Source organism: Dysosmobacter sp. (assembly GCF_034093755.1).
GTDB lineage: Bacteria > Bacillota > Clostridia > Oscillospirales > Oscillospiraceae > Oscillibacter.
The window spans coordinates 18,747-36,514 of the sequence record NZ_JAXEBZ010000021.1 but is presented as its reverse complement, the minus strand read 5'-3'; the positions used below and the strand labels follow the sequence as shown (position 1 = coordinate 36,514).

Annotated in this window: 16 protein-coding genes and 1 pseudogene; 9 read left to right on the top strand and 8 right to left on the bottom strand. The window is 48.0% G+C overall.

Features of this window, described 5'->3' with window-relative positions; all coding sequences use genetic code 11:
* The first annotated feature begins 5 nt into the window (after positions 1-5).
* The 4 genes from SOX55_RS02340 (at position 6) to SOX55_RS02325 (ending at position 4,102) form a co-directional block, all read left to right on the top strand.
* Positions 6-1,124 (top strand): Coenzyme F420 hydrogenase/dehydrogenase, beta subunit C-terminal domain, encoded by a 1,119-nt coding sequence (locus tag SOX55_RS02340; protein ID WP_325285826.1) that lies wholly within the window; start codon positions 6-8, stop codon positions 1,122-1,124.
* A 191-nt stretch (positions 1,125-1,315) separates the two neighbouring features.
* Complete coding sequence (locus SOX55_RS02335) at positions 1,316-2,008, top strand: iron-sulfur cluster assembly scaffold protein (protein ID WP_325285825.1); 693 nt, start codon at positions 1,316-1,318, stop codon at positions 2,006-2,008.
* Between the two features lie 19 nt (positions 2,009-2,027).
* The gene (locus tag SOX55_RS02330) at positions 2,028-3,026 is read left to right on the top strand and encodes a GGGtGRT protein (protein WP_325285824.1); all 999 of its coding nucleotides are present in this window, start codon (positions 2,028-2,030) and stop codon (positions 3,024-3,026) included.
* Positions 3,027-3,163: 137 nt separating this feature from the next.
* Positions 3,164-4,102, top strand: coding sequence for a tyrosine-type recombinase/integrase (locus SOX55_RS02325; RefSeq protein WP_325285823.1), 939 nt, complete (start codon positions 3,164-3,166; stop codon positions 4,100-4,102).
* A gap of 81 nt (positions 4,103-4,183) precedes the next feature.
* Here the strand turns inward: SOX55_RS02325 and SOX55_RS02320 are convergent, their stop codons facing one another.
* On the bottom strand, positions 4,184-5,260 hold the full coding sequence (locus SOX55_RS02320) for a helix-turn-helix transcriptional regulator (protein ID WP_325285822.1): 1,077 nt from the start codon (positions 5,258-5,260) through the stop codon (positions 4,184-4,186).
* 153 nt (positions 5,261-5,413) lie between these two features.
* On the opposite strand from SOX55_RS02320, the gene SOX55_RS02315 reads away from it, so the two are divergent.
* Positions 5,414-8,509, top strand: a complete 3,096-nt coding sequence (locus tag SOX55_RS02315) for a helicase-related protein (protein WP_325285821.1) — start codon at positions 5,414-5,416, stop codon at positions 8,507-8,509.
* A 10-nt stretch (positions 8,510-8,519) separates the two neighbouring features.
* Positions 8,520-11,840, top strand: a complete 3,321-nt coding sequence (locus SOX55_RS02310; RefSeq protein ID WP_325285820.1) for a type ISP restriction/modification enzyme — start codon at positions 8,520-8,522, stop codon at positions 11,838-11,840.
* A gap of 79 nt (positions 11,841-11,919) precedes the next feature.
* On the opposite strand, the gene SOX55_RS02305 is transcribed toward SOX55_RS02310, so the two are convergent.
* From SOX55_RS02305 to SOX55_RS02295, 3 genes are all read right to left on the bottom strand, one after another.
* Complete coding sequence (locus tag SOX55_RS02305; RefSeq protein ID WP_325285819.1) at positions 11,920-12,483, bottom strand: tyrosine-type recombinase/integrase; 564 nt, start codon at positions 12,481-12,483, stop codon at positions 11,920-11,922.
* Positions 12,484-12,628: 145 nt separating this feature from the next.
* Complete coding sequence (locus tag SOX55_RS02300; RefSeq protein ID WP_325285818.1) at positions 12,629-12,937, bottom strand: DUF6809 family protein; 309 nt, start codon at positions 12,935-12,937, stop codon at positions 12,629-12,631.
* Between the two features lie 61 nt (positions 12,938-12,998).
* Positions 12,999-13,277: a hypothetical protein gene (locus tag SOX55_RS02295; protein WP_325285817.1), complete on the bottom strand. Its 279-nt coding sequence runs from the start codon at positions 13,275-13,277 to the stop codon at positions 12,999-13,001.
* A 246-nt stretch (positions 13,278-13,523) separates the two neighbouring features.
* Between SOX55_RS02295 and SOX55_RS02290 the strand changes: the two genes are divergently transcribed.
* Positions 13,524-13,736: a helix-turn-helix domain-containing protein gene (locus SOX55_RS02290; protein ID WP_325285816.1), complete on the top strand. Its 213-nt coding sequence runs from the start codon at positions 13,524-13,526 to the stop codon at positions 13,734-13,736.
* A gap of 708 nt (positions 13,737-14,444) precedes the next feature.
* On the opposite strand, the gene SOX55_RS02285 is transcribed toward SOX55_RS02290, so the two are convergent.
* The 3 genes from SOX55_RS02285 to SOX55_RS02275 all read right to left on the bottom strand — a co-directional run bounded on the left by SOX55_RS02285 (position 14,445) and on the right by SOX55_RS02275 (position 15,860).
* A complete protein-coding gene (locus SOX55_RS02285) occupies positions 14,445-14,801 on the bottom strand; it encodes a hypothetical protein (protein WP_325285815.1) in 357 nt (118 codons plus the stop codon).
* Between the two features lie 105 nt (positions 14,802-14,906).
* Positions 14,907-15,371 (bottom strand): hypothetical protein, encoded by a 465-nt coding sequence (locus SOX55_RS02280; RefSeq protein ID WP_325285814.1) that lies wholly within the window; start codon positions 15,369-15,371, stop codon positions 14,907-14,909.
* Positions 15,372-15,416: 45 nt separating this feature from the next.
* Positions 15,417-15,860: a hypothetical protein gene (locus SOX55_RS02275; RefSeq protein ID WP_325285813.1), complete on the bottom strand. Its 444-nt coding sequence runs from the start codon at positions 15,858-15,860 to the stop codon at positions 15,417-15,419.
* 475 nt (positions 15,861-16,335) lie between these two features.
* Between SOX55_RS02275 and SOX55_RS02270 the strand changes: the two are divergent.
* Positions 16,336-16,428 (top strand): annotated as a pseudogene (locus SOX55_RS02270) (GGGtGRT protein); the annotation flags it as partial.
* Positions 16,429-16,761: 333 nt separating this feature from the next.
* Here the strand turns inward: SOX55_RS02270 and SOX55_RS02265 are convergent.
* Entirely contained in the window at positions 16,762-16,971 is a 210-nt protein-coding gene (locus SOX55_RS02265) for a helix-turn-helix domain-containing protein (protein ID WP_325285812.1), read from the bottom strand.
* 102 nt (positions 16,972-17,073) lie between these two features.
* On the opposite strand from SOX55_RS02265, the gene SOX55_RS02260 reads away from it, so the two are divergent.
* Complete coding sequence (locus SOX55_RS02260) at positions 17,074-17,559, top strand: zinc ribbon domain-containing protein (protein WP_325285811.1); 486 nt, start codon at positions 17,074-17,076, stop codon at positions 17,557-17,559.
* Positions 17,560-17,768 lie beyond the last annotated feature (209 nt).

Here is a 17,768-nt window from a genome sequence, read left to right as displayed (position 1 = left end):
GCAGCATGCTGAGTACAATCGCATTGGATACCCAGGTGATCCGGCCGGGCCTCTGCACCGGCTGCGGTGCCTGTCAGGGAATGTGCCCCTACTGGGACTCCGTGGAGGGGCGCACCATCTGCTACTTCGACTGTGAGCGGCCCGACGGCCGCTGCCAGCGGTTCTGCCCCCGGATGCCCACCGATCTGGACGCCCTGCGGAAGCAGTTCTTCCCGGCGGAGGCCATTCTGCCGGAGATCGGCCCCTTCCGGGGCCTGTACCTGACCCGGGCGGCGGACGCCTCCCTCCGCTCCGGCGCCCAGCACGGCGGCACCATGACCGCCCTGGTGGAGCTGGCGCTGCGGGAGGGCTTCATTGACGCGGCGGTGCTGACCCGCTCCCGGGGCGGACTGGAACCGGAGGGCGTTCTGGCCGCCACGGCGGAGGAGGTCCGTGGCTGCTCCGGCAGCAGCTTCCAGATTCCCCCCACTCTGGCGGTGCTGAACCGGGCGCTGCGGGAGGACCGCTATCACGCCATCGGCGTGGTGGGCACCCCCTGCAAGACCCTGGCGGCCTATAAGATGAAGGCCCGGCCCTTCGCGGAGGATGGCAACCACGCCGAAAACATCGGCATGGTGTTCGGCCTGTTCTGCGGCTGGGGTCTGGACTGGGAGGGCCTCCGGGATCTGACGGCGAAGCACGCCGATCCCGAGCAGGTGTCCCACATGGACATTCCCCCCAGCAAGTACCACTCCCTGGAGCTGCGGCAGGGCGACGGAACCGTGTCCGTGAACCTGGACGAGGTGACGCCGCTGGTGCGCTCCGGCTGCCGTTACTGCACCGACATGACCGCTGAGTTCGCCGACCTCTCCGTGGGCGGTGCCCGCAGCGCCGACGGCTGGGACGTGGACAAGGTCTGGAACCAGGTGATCGTCCGCTCCGAAAAGGGCTCGAAGCTGCTGGAGCTGGCCCGGGAGCGGGGCGTTCTGGAGTTCAAAGAGGTGCCGGAGGGCGGTCTGGAGAAGCTGAAAAAGGCGTCTCTGGGCAAAAAGCGCACCGGCGTCCGGAACCTGCGGCAGCTCACCGGCAGCGACGGCGATCTGGGCTATCTGAACCCCAGCCGCGCCCTGTTTCAGGAGCTGTGAGCCGGGTCTTTGAACAACTGACGGAGCCGCCATGGGCAACGTGCGCCCATGGCGGCTTTCCCGCAATTGGAAACGACGATTCTCCCCCAAACCCGCTTGACAGTGTAAACGTTTAACAGTATAATTTACATCAGAATGCGAAGAAACAACCGGGTTTCTTTTCAAAAATAGGCAGAAAGGAAGAACGAACCATGATCTATTCCGCGGAAGTTCAGCATATGTGCCCCGTGGCCAAGGGCGCGTACCACGGTCCCGCTCCCATCCCCGAAGAGGGCAAATGGGTCCAGGCCAAGGAGATCAAGGACATCTCCGGCCTCACCCACGGCATCGGCTGGTGCGCTCCCCAGCAGGGCGCCTGCAAGCTGACCCTGAATGTGAAGGACGGCATCATTGAGGAGGCGCTGGTGGAGACCATCGGCTGCTCCGGCATGACCCACTCCGCCGCCATGGCCTCCGAGATTCTCATCGGCAAGACGCTGCTGGAGGCCCTGAACACCGACCTGGTGTGCGACGCCATCAACACCGCCATGCGGGAGCTGTTCCTGCAGATCGTCTACGGCCGCACCCAGACGGCCTTCTCCGAGGGAGGCCTGCCCATCGGCGCCTCGCTGGAGGACCTGGGCAAGGGCCTGCGCTCCCAGGTGGGCACCATGATGGCCACCAAGGCCAAGGGTCCCCGCTATCTGGAGATGGCGGAGGGCTACTGCACCCGGGTGGCTCTCAACAAGGACAACGAGATCATCGGCTACGAGTTCGTCAATCTGGGCAAGATGATGGACTTCATCAAGAAGGGCGAGGACGCCAACGCCGCGCTGGAGAAGGCCAAGGGCCACTATGGCCAGTTTGAGGGCGCCGTCAAGTACATTGACCCCCGTCACGAGTAAGAAAAGGAGGAATTGACAAATGGCTCTGTTTGAAAGCTACGAGAGAAGAATCGAGAAGATCAATTCCGTCCTGGCCCAGTACGGAATTTCCAGCGTGGAGGAGTGCCGCGACATCTGCAAGGCCGCCGGCTTCGACCCCTACGAGATCGTCCGCGGCATCCAGCCCATCTGCTTTGAGAACGCCTGCTGGGCCTACTGCGTGGGCGCCGCCATTGCCCTGAAGAAGAACGTTCAGACCGCCGCCGAGGCCGCCGAGGCCATCGGCATCGGCCTGCAGGCCTTCTGCATCCCCGGCTCCGTGGCCGAGGACCGGAAGGTGGGCCTGGGCCACGGCAACCTGGGCGCCATGCTGCTGCGGGACGAGACCAAGTGCTTCGCCTTCCTGGCCGGCCACGAGTCCTTCGCCGCCGCCGAGGGCGCCATCGGCATCGTCCGCAACGCCAACAAGGCCCGCAAGGAGCCCCTGCGGGTGATCCTGAACGGTCTGGGTAAGGACGCCGCCCAGATCATCAGCCGCATCAACGGCTTCACCTACGTCCAGACCCAGTTTGACTACTACACCGGCGAGCTGAAGGTGGTCCGGGAGATCGCCTACTCCGACGGCGAGCGGGCCAACGTCCGCTGCTACGGCGCCGACGACGTCCGGGAGGGCGTGGCCATCATGCACAAGGAGGGGGTGGACGTGTCCATCACCGGCAACTCCACCAACCCTACCCGCTTCCAGCACCCCGTGGCCGGCACCTACAAGAAGAAGTGCATCGAGCAGGGCAAGCGCTACTTCTCCGTGGCCTCCGGCGGCGGCACCGGCCGCACCCTGCATCCCGACAACATGGCCGCCGGCCCCGCCAGCTACGGCATGACCGACACCATGGGCCGGATGCACTCCGACGCCCAGTTCGCCGGCTCCTCCTCCGTGCCCGCCCACGTGGAAATGATGGGCTTCCTGGGCATGGGCAACAACCCCATGGTCGGCGCTACCGTCGCCGTGGCTGTTGCTGTTGCCGAGAGCCAGAAGTAAGAGGGAATAACCTTCGGTTTTCCCTCTGAAAAGTTCGGAAGTCTATCCAATTTCAAAAGCACAACGGGAATCCCATCATTTTGAGAAAAAGCTCAATGATGGGATTCCCGCTTTTTTGGCTTTTGGAGGGGCAGATTATGAAGAAAATCCGTATGTGCGTCGATACAGATAAGACATTTGCTGAGGGATTTGAAGAGTATATTCTGGACTGCAAATCTCGGAATTTAAGAGATGGAACGCTGCGACATTACAGAGAATCCATCAAGCAGATTTACAAGCGTGTTCCCCCGGATACCTTGATTTCCGACTTGGACGAATACACAATGCCTGACTTTATTGTTGCGCTGCGGGATGACCCCAATTTGAATGATGTTTCTATGGGAACGTATGCGCGGGATTTGAAAACGCTCATGCGCTTCTTTATGAAGTGCGAATATCTGCCCTATTTTGAGATTAAGATTCCAAAAGCGGACAAGGAAGCTATCGAAACATACACCGACGCAGAATTGAAGAGGCTGTTGAAAAAGCCCGACATTAGAAAATGCGGTTTTGTCACATACCGCAGTTGGGTGATTGTCAACTTTCTCCTATCAACAGGAATCCGGCAAAACAGCCTTATCAACATCAAGATCAAGGATTTGGACTTTGATAACGATATGGTTTACATCAATACCACGAAGAACCGTAAATCGCTGATTATCCCGCTGAATGAGGACATCGTGAAAATCCTGCATGAATATCTGAAATATCGCGGCGGAGGTTCGGAAGATTGGCTGTTTTGCTCCATCTATGGAGAGAAGATGACAAAGGGCGCGAACTACACAGCATTGTGGGATTACAGCCATTCCAGAGGGCTGGACAAGACGGGTGTCCATCGCTACCGCCACACGTTTGCAAAGAAGTGGGTCACAATGGGTGGGTCTATTGTGACGCTCCAAAAGATTTTGGGACATAGTAGCCTTGCCATTACGGAAGGGTATTTGAATATGTTGACCACGGACTTGAAGAAAGACATGAATGAAATCAACATTATCAGAAGTCTTAAACAGGAGCGGATGCAGATAGTTCGGCACTAACTGGATTTAATCGGTATACGGCGTCATCTTTTGGCAACAATCCTCCAGAAGGTTCAACTTTCTGGAGGATTGCTTTATCTTTCATTCACTTTCGTAGCGGTCAGCAATACCATGCAGAAACTCTTTCATTCCCTCCACCACTTCGGGAGGATTGATGATCTTGGCTTTGTTGTAAAATCCGCAAACCCATGCGTAAAACTGCTTGCTGACTTCCACATGGGCGGAAACAACAAAATGCCCTTTGTCATCTGGACGGTAGAAAACCTCTTCTCCGTTGCCGAAACGTTCCACAGCGGTATCCAGAAGGTCGTTGGTAAAGCGGATGCTGACAAACTTATCTTCGCCGCCGAACATGGAGAAAACACGCTGGGTGTAGGTTCTCATGTCGATTTTGTCATAGGCGGCAGCTCCGTCCCTTGGCTGCTTGACGATCTCAACGCCCTGCATACGGTCAAGGCGGTAGGTCATCATGCTTCCTTTTTCGCTGTCGTATGCCAACAGATAGTAGTTGCCGTCGTTGATAATCAGTTTGTAAGGGCTGCGGATGTAGTCTTTTCCGCCCCTTCTGGCTACCTGAGTAGAGCGGTCATTCAGGGTGTATTTCAGATACTTAAAGCTGATCTTCCACTTGGCTTTGATTGCCTGATTGATTCTCAGCATAGAGCGCATGATGTGTCTGTTGCTGGTTTTGTTGCGGCCTACCAGATAGACCTCATTGTGAAGCTCTTCAATCTGGCTTTCGCTGCACAGGTCTTCAATGGTGGTCAGCAGATGATCTTCTTGGCTTTTGGAGATAAACTTGGAGGCGCGGACACATTCAGCCAGAAGACGCAGTTCTTCAAAATCATAGGGGCGGCAGGCAATCTTGTAGCCCCGCTTGCTGGTGTCGTAGGTGATTTCGTAGTTCAGACGGTCACGATCATCAATCTCGGCTGCTGCGTCAATGGCAAAAAGCTCGTTCAGAGCGTCAATGTCGCGGGCTATGGAATGGCGGTCTGCGGTAATGCCGTATTCCCGCAGATGTTCCTTGATGGCCTCGGAGCTGGCAGCGTGGTCATCGTCAGTGTGCTTCAGGAGGTATTGCCATACCAAGAGAGATTTGAACTTTTGTCCTGGCTTTTTGCCGCCTTTGTCACTGTTTTTGATTGGAAATGCCATCTTGTTTGCCTCCGAAAACTAATTTCTATCACATTATACCATGTTTCTGGGAAGGAGAAAAGTTTTCTTCCACTAAGGAGCAGATTGAAAAAAACAGGCTTTTATGGTAATCTTGTTGCAAAGACACAGAAATGTTGATGCTTGGGGGAAAGCATGATGCACAACAACTTATACATCGTCGATAATAGTTCTGAGGATCAGAGTGTCAAAAAATATCTGACTGAGTGGTGTTCTGTCTCAAAGCAGATGGACATTGCAACTGGTTATTTAGAAATCGGCGGATTACTGACACTGGATACTCATTGGCAGAAGATGGATAAAATTCGCATCATTCTTGGAAATGAGGTTACCAAGAGAACCAAAGATGTCATTGATGCGGCAGTAGCAGCGATTCTCAACAAACTTAAAAACAGTGTCGATCAGGAACAGGAACACAACGAATTTTTGATTGGTGTTCCCGCCATTCTTGATGCGTTGAAGTCGGGTAAAATCGAGTGTCGAGTTTATAACAGAAACAAATTCCATGCAAAAGCCTACATTACATACTTCAGAGATGACTACAGGAATCAGTTCATTCAGGCGATGAACATCCCTGCTGGTTATGCTTTGGTTGGTTCCAGCAATTTTACAAAAGCGGGGCTGACTCAAAACATTGAACTGAATGTTCAGGTGAAAGATGATGTTGAGCAGTTGCAGGATTGGTTTGAGACGCATTGGCAAGATGGGGTTGACATCACTGAAGCCATCCTGAAGGTCATCGAAAATCATTGCAAAGAATACAGCCCCTATGATGTGTACCTTCGTTCCATGTACGAGTATTTCAAAAGCCGTGAAGAGACTGTTTCCGAATGGGAAAACCATGATTCTGTAATCTACAAGGGGCTTTCTCAATATCAGCGGGATGGCTATAACAGCATGGTTGAAATCGCGAACAAATACTCTGGTGCATTCCTTTGCGATGGTGTTGGCTTGGGTAAAACTTATGTCGGCATGATGCTCATTGAGCGTTTTGTGAAAAAAGAACGCAAAAATGTTGTGCTGATTGTTCCTGCTTCTGCCCGAATTTCAGTTTGGGAGACCACTATTAAGAAGTACATTCCCGAAATCCTCGAAGGTTTCTATCCCTTCAAAATTATCAACCATACCGATTTGCTTTTGGAGAAAAACCAAAATCTGATGAATCAGATTGCAGAGCAAGCGGAAGTTGTGGTCATTGACGAAGCACACCACTTCAGAAATCGCTCTTCCAACAGATACAGAAAACTGTTTGACATGATGGCTTGCGGTTCACAGAAGCAGATGTTTATGCTGACTGCAACTCCCATCAACAATAGTTTTTTGGATCTTCAGCATTTGATTGAACTCTTCACCCATCGGCAGGATGATTATTTTGCGGCGGCACCTCTGGGCATCCATAGTCTCGCGGGACATTTCAAGAAGATGGAAGCGAAGTTGACTGTTATGACAGGATCTTCTGTTTCTGATTCTATTGACATTTCTGATGATATTTTCCGCGGAGATGCTCTTGTGAATCAACTCGTGGTTCAGAGAAGTCGTGCGTATGTCAAAAAGAGTCTTGCTGCGGCTGATGGCTCTAATGTTCTGTTCTCCGTTCGGCAACCGCCTACAGTTGCAAACTATTCTCTGCGAAAATCTTATGGAAAGTTGATTGATGACTTTATTGACTCTTTCTACCGCAAGGATAAGGAGACGGGAAGAAATTTGCCGATCCTGGCGCTGGCTGTCTACTCTCCCTACGAGTCGGAATATTTCATCGGTGATCGCTCTAAGATTGATGAAATGGTATCTGGCAGACAGGCTCAGGTTGTTAATCTGATTCGTCAGTTGCTACTGAAGCGGTTTGAGAGTTCTATTGCTGCGTTCCAAGAGACTTGTATCAGAATTTACATTCGCCTGAAGAAGTTCATGATTGATTATCGTGAAGAGGGTAATTGTCGCGCGATTGATCGGTTCCTTCTGAAGCAAGCGGATATCATCGAATATGTTGAGCGTTACATCGAAAACAACATCCAAATCACTGTCGAGGACATGGAGGATGATCTTCCTGACTATGTTTGGAATGTTGAAGACAATTTGGATGTATCTGATTTTGACATTGCAGCCATGTTGGATGACACCATCATCGATATGGAAATTCTGTCTGAGTTTATTGAGGACATGATGGATATCGATCCGAGCAATGATGATAAGATTCGTGAACTGAAGCGCATCCTGACAGAAGATAAGCGCGTGAAGGGCAAGAAGGTCATCATCTTCTCCGAGTACAAGGCAACTGCCCTCTACATCTATCGTGAACTCCAAAAGGCTGGATTTACAAATATGTTCGAGATTGACGGTCAGACAAAGGGTGATCGTCATGAAATGATTCAGCGTTTTGCTCCCTACTACAATGACACCTGTTCTGCCGATGTTCAGGATGAAATTCAGATATTGATTGCAACTGATGTCCTGGCTGAAGGTCTGAACTTGCAGGATGCTTCCTGCCTGATAAACTACGAACTTCATTGGAACCCTGTGCGTCTGATGCAGAGAATTGGTCGTGTGGATCGACGCAGAAATGCGGACATCGAAGCCAGACTGCTTGCTGATCATCCTGAATTGGCCGAGGACAGAGAGAATGCATACTATTGGAACTTCCTGCCTCCTGCTGAGTTAGAAAAATTACTGTCTTTGTATCGGACTGTCTCTCAGAAGACGCTTCGCATTTCCAAGACCTTCGGCATCGAAGGAAAGAAATTGTTGACTCCTGATGATGACTATGAGGCTCTGAAGGATTTCAACACGCAGTATGAGGGAGAAACCTCTGGGGACGAAGAAATTGCCCTGGCATATCAGCAACTTCTCGCAGATAATCCTGGGTATGAAACCGCTGTTGTTGAACTCCCCAAAAAGATGTACAGTGGCAAGATGGCTTCCACAAGAAAGGGATTCTTCTTCTGTTACGAACTTCCCACCAAGAGAGCAGACGGAACATGGTCGAAGGGCGATGGAATCTATCGTTGGTATCTCTTGGATGAAGACAGTGGCAAGGTCACTGAGGAAATCTATGAGATTTGGAAAGCAATTCAGTGTGAACAGACTGAGCCTCGCTGCATTGCAACTGATGAAGAACACTTCTCTCACCTGAAAAAGAAGATTGATTCCCACATCAAGAAATCCTACATGAGAGCAGTTCAGGCTCCCCTTGGTGTAAAGCCGCGCTTGGTGACTTGGATGCAACTCTGCTAAGGAGGAAAACATGGCTTACGACATTCGCAATGTGAAAACGATGACTGATTTAATCGGTTATTTTTCACAGAATTTGCAGTGGAATATTGATGTCGATGATTTCGATGACATCGAAGATATCTCTTATGACTTCGATGCTGAAGACATCGGTCTGAAGGAAGAGGCATTTGCAAAGATTTCCTCTCTACGTCAACTTCAGCCTTTGGTCGATGGTCAGCGATGGGGTATCTTCTGCGTTGAGTTCGACAGCGACAAATTTGAGGTCACTGCTCTTAGAAAGATTCTCTCTGGTTTGGTTCCCAAAAGAAGAAACTCTGCGGATCATGCCGTTTGGGATCAGAAGGATCTGATGTTTATCTGCACTTGGGGCAAGGACAATAACCGCACGATTGGCATTGCCCATTTTGAAGATAAGGATTCAGGACTGCCTCAAATTAAGATGATTTCTTGCGCTCCTGCAATGGAGGACTTCACGCAGATTAAGGTGTTTGAGGATCGGTTGTCTCAACTCACTTGGCCGCGAAACGCCAATAATATCGATGCGTGGCGAGAAAGTTGGGCATCTGCATTCGTTTCAGGTTATCGCCAGACAATTCATGACTCTGTCACCCTTACTGTTCAGTTGGCGGCGGAGGCGCAGAATATCCGAGACAGAATCATGGACATTTTGGAAGTCGAATCCCGAAATGGCTATGTCCATCTGCTTTATGAAAAATTCCGCAATACGCTGATTCATGACATGACTGAGCAGCAGTTTGCGGACATGTATGCCCAGACTGTAGTTTATGGTCTGTTCTCAGCCCGCTGTATGGATGATACCCAAGAGGACTTCAGTGCAGATGAAGCCATTGACTGTATCCCTAACACCAACCCCTTCTTGAAGAGCCTGATGAAGGAATGCCTGGGATCTGAGAATAATACTAAACTGTCCTTTGATGAATTGGAAATCAGCAATGTGGTGGAACTGCTTCGGAACACCCGAATTGAAGCCATCATTCAGGACTTCAATCGTCAAACTGGTGGTGGTCGGGAAGATCCTGTCATTCACTTCTATGAAGAATTCTTGACTGCTTACGACAAAGCCCAAAAGGTTCAGCGTGGTGTTTACTACACGCCTCAGCCTGTGGTCAACTTCATGGTCAGAGCCGTGGATTCCATTATCAAGGAGCAGTTTGGCTTGTGTGATGGTCTGGCTTCTGAGGAAACCAAGAAGATCAAAGTTAAGCGGCAAAGTAAGAAAAAGCAGGCTGGTTTTTATAAAGAAGTAGACGAACTCATTGATGTTCCTGCCATTCAGGTTCTCGATCCTGCTGCTGGTACTGGTACATTCTTGCGTCAGACCATTCTTCAGATTTACGAGAACTTCAAAGCAAAACACAAAGGGCTGCATCCTGACCAGTTGGCGGCTGAATGGAACAAGTATGTTCCTGAACAGTTACTCCCTCGACTCAATGGCTTTGAGTTGATGATGGCTCCCTATGCTGTGGCACACATGAAGTTGGCAATGATTTTGAAAGATACTGGTTACGATTTTTCTGGTGATACTCGACTGAATGTGTATTTGACTAATTCACTCGAAGAAGCAGGAACTTCTGAAACTCAAATGACCCTCTTTGATGATCCGCTTGCATGGGAGTCTGTCGAGGCAAATGGTGTAAAAAAGAATCTTGGTATCAATGTCGTTATTGGAAATCCTCCTTACTCTGGGGAAAGTGCCAACAAAGGTGAGTATATTCTTGGCCTTATGGACGACTATAAGAAGGAACCGGGAGGGCTACTAAAACTCCAAGAAAGAAATCCGAAGTGGATTAATGATGACTATGTAAAGTTCATCAGATATGCACAAGAAGTAATCGGAAAGTCCCAAGATGGAATTCTTGCTTACATCTGTCCTCACGGTTTCTTAGACAATCCCACATTTCGTGGCATGCGATGGTGGTTTACTCAAACATTCAGAACCACCTACATTATTGATTTGCATGGTAATGCCAAGAAGAAGGAAACTGCACCTGATGGGAGCAAGGACGAGAATGTTTTTGATATTCAGCAAGGTGTGTGTATTGTATTAGGCATTCACAAAGGGACGCGAAAATCCACCCCCGAAGTATACCATGCCGATTTGTATGGCCTACGAAATCGCAAATACGAATGGCTGAATAGGCATTCTTTGGAAGATATCGCTTTTGAACGATTACTCCCCGAATCCCCACAGTTCTTTTTTGTGCCCAAGGATTTGAAAACGGGTGAGGAGTATTTGAGTAGTAATTTCTTTGGCATCGATGAGTTGTTCAACATTAGTTCTGTCGGCTTTGTATCAGCCAGAGATGGCTTGTGTATTCAGGACACCTACGATCAAATGCATCATGTAGTATCGGACTTTTCTTCTTTGAACAGCGAAGTTGCCAGAAGCAAGTATAATTTGAAAAATGATGTGCGAGATTGGCGGGTTGCTTGGGCGCAACGAGATATCAATATTAGAAAAAAGAAAAACGGCGATATTGATGAAAGTTATATTTGCGAAGTTTCGTATCGTCCATTCGACCAAAGATACACTTATTACACTGGTGAGAGTAGAGGGTTTCAGTGCTATCCACGATATGAAACATTGTCAAATATGAAATCTGGCGATAATCTTGCCTTGTGTACGACAAAGGTACTAAAGGCGAGCAAGAACTGGCATCATGTTTTTGTTGCAGATAAGCCGTTGGACTCGTGTTATGTTTCGAATAAAACAAGTGAAATTACATACGCATTTCCTCTGTATATAAAGAAAAATGCTCGTAAATTCCCCAACTTCGATCAAAAAGTTATTGATCGTTTTTCTAAGGCAATTGGAGAAGCATTCTGCTCTAACGGAGGCATACTGAACGCTGAGTCGATTTTCGGATACATTTACGCGTATCTTCATTCCCAAACTTATCGAAATCGGTATTTGGAGTTTTTGAAGATTGGGTTCCCGCGCATTCCCTATCCGACGAGCCAATCTGTATTCAACGAACTTTCTCGGTTGGGCCAGGATTTGATTGAACTGCATCTCGAAAAGAACAAAGTCAATGCTTGCAATATTGCTGCAAACATCCAGAATAATGTAGTAACCTCAGCAGACTACAAAAGCGGTCGGGTATACATCAACAAAACCAGTTGGTTTGAGGTTCCTGAAACTATTTGGCAGTTTGAAATCGGATGCTATCAAATTGCCATGAAATGGCTCAAAGACAGAAAAGGTAAGGCGCTAACTGGTGCAGACATTGAGCACTATAAGCAGATTATCAGCCGACTTAGTGAAACACAGCGTATCATGAAAGAAGTTGATGTGTTAATTGAATCCTAATGTCAAAGGCGATCAGCATTTTTATGCTGATCGCCTTTGAGTGTTGTTTACATACAGTTCTAATTGGCACGATATTCCATCAGAGCAATTGTGCGTGGTTTTGGATGGCTGCTTCGATCCTTTGCGGTTCGATGCCGATGTAACGCTGAGTAACGGAGGCAGAACTGTGTTGCAGGAGCCTTTGGACAAGGGCGATGTCATACCCGCTGGATTTGTAAATCTCTGTGGCGTACCACTTGCGGAAACTGTGAGTGCTGATGCCCTCAAAACCCAGGTAGTCACAAACGATGGCAAGCTGTTTCTGCACAGCCCGTTCCGTGATGGGGAAAACCAAGTCCTCTCTGCCGATGCCGTTCCGCAGACAGTAGTTCTCGACATACTGAGCGATGACCAGCGGGACGGTGAATACGCGGCGTTTGCCGGTCTTCTGTTCCACAACTTCAAGGCGGAAACGGTCACCATCACGAACAATGTCACAGGGGCGGAGCTTCACGATGTCGCTGATTCGCAATCCCAGATTTCCCTCCAGAACAAGGGCGGTTGCGATACGCTCATTGGGACGGCAGCCGCAGAAACCCGCTTTCATAGTCTGCACGATTTCCTTGTATTGCTCTGTGGTCAGAGCCTTGGTTTTCTTGTTCATAGTGACCTCCAGGAGTGAAAAGTTCGTATTTCCAAGCCGTCAAGTTCGTTTGTTTGCCGCGTCAGCCTCGGCGCCTTGAAATGTCTGGCTTTTGGTGTTCGTATTTGTGGGATTATAAGAACTTTGAAGAGGACGCGGCGGAGAATTACTCCGCCGTATTCAATTCGTTGATCTGAACCATAGGGGAATCATACTCCCCCACTACATCCAGAATCATCCTTGCCCCCAACCGAAAGCCACGGATGAAGGTATCACAGTCTTTCACATCTTCAACGTGTGCCTGTTGATCGCAATAGACTTGATATGCCTTTTTCCCGGCATCGGACAGGTGGTTGTAAAACTCGTCCTCGCTCTCGTTTGCCTGATGGATAAGCCTCGCATACGGGCTTCCCTTTCGATACCCTCTGTCGGCGGGAGTGATATTTCCCTCCCACAAATCTTTCAGCACATACATCCTGAATCCCTCCTATTTCTCGCTCCACGGGCTTTGTGTTGCCCGTGGAGCGTTTTTCTTATCAGCAGGATACGGAGAAGCGGCGGCTGCTGACGGGCTTTGTGAAGTCCTTGTAGAGGTCAGCATACAGACGCTTGAAGGTGGTGCTGTCAAAGCGGTTGGAGATCACATTGGTGAAGCGGACGATGTAAGCCCCGGCAACCAACTCTTCGGTGTTCTGCCGAACCATCTCTTCCTTGATGGCCTCCCGGATGGCGTCGGCCTTGGCCTTTGCCTTGGAAGCCAGCTCGTCGTAGTTGTTCATGGTCTCGATCATGGAAATCATTTCGTTCTTGCTCATTTTTCATTTCTCCTTTTCTTCGTTTGATCGGGTGGATTATAGAGGGAATATCCGATTCGTCCTCGGCCCGTCCGTCGCAGCCACCCGATCTCTCTTAACTGTCTATATTGTACCATTAAGGGTACAAAATGTCTATTGACGAATGTACCTAAATTGGTACAATATATTTGTATACTTTTCGGTACAAGTATAATTGACAGATACTTGACTTTGCTGTATACTTTATGGTACAAAGGAGGAGAAACTATGCCCGTATCTTACAGCAAGCTATTTGCCCTTATGCAAGACAGAGGGATTAAAAAGGTCGATCTGCGTAACAAGTACAAAATCAACCCGAAGACGGTTGATAGCCTTGTAAACAACCGGAGCGTGACGGTTGATACCATTATGCAACTTTGTGAAATTTTTGAGTGCCAGCCCGGTGATCTGATGGAGTATGTGAAAGAGCCTGTCCAATAAAACAGTTGGTTTCCTGCACGACGGCGGAGGCTCCAAAAGAGAAAGAAATCGCCCTGTTTTGGCGCAAATTTTGTTCAGGGAATTACTGACACCCTTTTGCGGACATCCTTAGCTATTTCGGGAAAAATTATTTCTTTACTTGCCGTTTCAAATTTGGGGTGGGCTTCGCTCCCGCTAAATGATGGTTTTAATCCAGAAGACGGTTTTGTTGATCGTTGGCGGGAGAATGTGCAATAATTACAATCCTGTGCGGGCGATTTCCATGATCTCATGCCAAGGCAGTTTCATGTCTCGGATTACCTGAACTGCAACCTCGCAAACATAGTCTTCACAGATCAAAACCTTGGCATCTTTCTGAAATGATATTGTCAATCTTGATACAGTAAATGCCCGCATGATCGTATTTATCGGCATACCCATTTCGTTTCAGACATTGATACATATTTTCTGCGTAGCCCATTAGAATACGAACTCCTTCTTTTCCGGTTTTGGCAGGAGCGTCTTTTTCGGCTCTGCTGTTGGTAATTTAATGTGTATTTCTTTCACTTCTGGAATCTTTACCTCCTTTGTAATCTCCAGACCATATCTATTATTTATTCCGTTGTTATCTGTTGGAATAGTTGTATTATTTATTTCTATATCCTCTCCCGGTATAGAATGAACGGCTGACTCGCTGTCTGTGACGGCGCTCGGACATCCCTCAGAATTCTATCCGTCTGCCGACACCGCTTTTTTGAGGGGTGTTCCGGGGCGCGTCTGCGGTACTTCATAGAAATCATAGGTGTTTCCGCCTGTTTCTACCAGATACCCTTTGTCAATCAGTCTTACAAATTGATCGTGGTAGGTTGATCGTGCCATTCCTACCGCCTGACGAATGGCGGCAGGGGAGAGCGCAAGATCATATCCATCTGCGTTTGATGCAAGGTACAGATACAACAGCAATGCATGAGCGCCGAGGTCACGCGCCGCGGACTGCCAGTTTTCATTTTTGATACCGAGAAAGTCGGATCGAGCCTTTTCTCGGTGAATGGTTACAACCCTCTGGTTGGGAACCGTATACGGCATAATCTATCTCCTTTTCTTTTGTTTTATATAAATATTATAACATTTTTTAATTATTAAATCAAAAACAGGCGTTTTGGGGACAGCTGTCAGCTTTTTGCATCTGGATTAGGAAGCCTCTTTAGTCTTCTTGAACTTGTAAACCTTGGGGTTGGGCTCTTCGGGCTTCTTGGGAAGGACAAACAGTTTATTGTCTTTGAAGGTAGGAACTGCCGCGTAATCAGGAAACTGCGCTCTGAACCAATCGGCAACAAACTTATGGGGATTGGCAAGCGGCTTGGACAGAGCCTTAACGGTTTCAAAGACGTCCAGGAGATCGGCGGAATTCTCGTAGGCTTCGATGTGCTTTTTCATGTTCTCATAGGTCATGCGCTTATTCTTGTTGGCGGTAGTGACTTCCCGGCCAGCCTGAACGCTGACAGTCAGATTAGGGAAGTCTTTCGTAATGCTCTTGACCAGATTGTATTCGGGAGAGCCATACTGCTGAGAGGCGGCGTAGAACTTGTAGTTCATAATCAGAGTGTCGGTAGTAAAGTTAATCCGATAACCGGAAATCTTCTTAGTAGTAGCCATAATTCATGATTCCTTTCTTAATTTAGATTCGTATTTGTTGGCGGATTAGAGGTTCGTAGCGGTAGGAACGGCAAACATGTCGTTCTCTGCGGCGTTCTTAGCAGCCAGTTCCTCGAAGAAATCCATGTAATCATTGACATCGGAATACTTCTTCTTGAACCATGCCAGCACTGCGCGGTAGGGGTTAGCCTTAACCTTGGAGAGCTTGATCTGCTTCTGGAACTCTACCATGACTTCCACGGCATCATCCTGCTGCCGAATGTAGAGAGCCATGTTTTCGTAGGTCATGTTTTTAGTGATGTTTAGCTTATTGGGATTCTTCTTGATGGTCTTGGTGGTCATCTTTGCACCGGGGAACATGGCCTTGTATTCACGCCAGAGCTTGAATTCGTCGGTGCCGAAGATGGAAGCGTTCTTCTGGAAAGCCTTGGTGACCAGAGCGGTGTTGTCATCGATATAGCGGATGGAACTCTTCTTGTTGTTAGTCATTGTAGTAATCTCCTTTTAATCATTTTTTCTGGGGTTCTTTGTTCCCCTGTTTTCTGAGATCAGTATACCAAATTCACTATCCATATCTGGCACATAACTGTACCTGTGAAACTTTGGCAAAAAAGAAAATGCAGCCCTGCGTTTGAGGCTGCATGACGGCGGGAGTTCGAGAAGTTTTTAGAGATGTTTCGGTATGATCTTCTTCTGACTGTTGGAAGAGTGAAACCTATTCAAGGCATACTATGAAGTTGAAGAAAGTAGCTGAAAGTTGATGGCTAAAGCCAATTAGAACCAAACAGAGACAATTAAGCCAAATCAACGAAAGTTGAGAAGTTGACACAGCAGAGGATAGAAGCTATAATTATTCTACCGTCATTTCTTGAATGATGGGATTACCCTATTGGAAAAATGATAGGCTTACTTCGGCTGAAACCCTTACGCCCCAACGCTAAAGCCGCCGCAAGGCGGATTTTCCGTGGAAATGATGGGCTTCCTGGGCATGGGCAACAACCCCATGGTCGGCGCCACCGTCGCTGTGGCTGTCGCTGTTGCGGAAAGCCAGAAGTAAGAGGACTTTTTCGGGACTTTTGCCCCTAAAAAGTTCGGACACCTGATTTTCATTCCAATACAAGCAGGAAGCACGTCATCTTCGCGAAAATGCGAGAGATGTGCTTCCTGTTTTTGCGTATTTGGAGGATAAAACGATGTAGAAAATCAGGATGTGCTTCCCCAACGAAAAGACGTTTCAAGAAATATTCATACAGGAGAAATTGACGCTCGGCGGGGGTGTATTTGATTTGTAAATCAAGATCATCCATTTTTATATACTATCCTCCCACGCCGTTTTCACGACTATACCACGCCAACAGAAAAGAAAAAAGGGCAGGATGCCCCGCCCAATTCATTCTTCATCGTCTTTGATGTATTCCATTATGTCGCCAACTTGGCAATCAAGGATTTTACAAAACATTTCTATTGTGTGAGTGCTAACACTTTCATTTCTTTTTAGTCGGGTAATCTGTGCGGGGCTGACATTACACTTTTTTATCAGAGCATATTGTGAGACTCCCTTTTCTTTCATTACATTCCATAGATTGTCGTATGAAATCATAACATTCAAGCCTCACTTTCTACTTGAATGTTAACCGTAAGCGGTGTATATTAACATTAAGCAATATCGGTTAATATCTTTTTAAAAGATAGGAGAAGAGAAATGGCTAAAATGAAAAAATGTGCTACCTGTGGAGCAGATATTGCCAGCAGTGCGAAAGCGTGTCCTAAATGTGGAGCAAAGAATAAGAAGCCCATTTATTTGCGTGGATGGTTCATCCTGATTGTTATAATCGCAATCGCCGGAATTGTAATAGGAATTTCCAAAAACATAGGGGCAAGTGAAATCAGATTTGAAAGCGGTAAGTCTTTTACCGCAAACGAATTAAAGAAAATTGGAAACGATACCGCCTATATCGGAGCCCCCTGCACAGTAATAATGACCGTAAAAGAGGTCAATTCTCTTTTTGAGATGATTACATCTAAAGATGGCGTAGAGATCAGATACGATTATGCTAATAATCGTGTGAAAATCCAAACTCTGGCACTGGATAAGGGCGATGTTATAGAGGTTAAAGGACGGCTCCATTCTATCGGAACTTGGCAGATTGGAGTTGATGAGATAACCAGCATTAGAGAACTTTCTTAATTAGGCAAAAGCAAGTATTTAGTAGAAGGAACAGGGATCCGATTTGGCTCTCTGTTCCTTTACCCTTCCAAAAGGCCAATGTATTTATAAACAGTTGTTCGGCTCAAATCGCACACCCCCGCCAACCGTTTAAGAGAAAAGAGACGCTTTATGCCTGTAATAGTAGACATTATTTGGAAAACATGCTATCATACTGCTTATATCAAAAC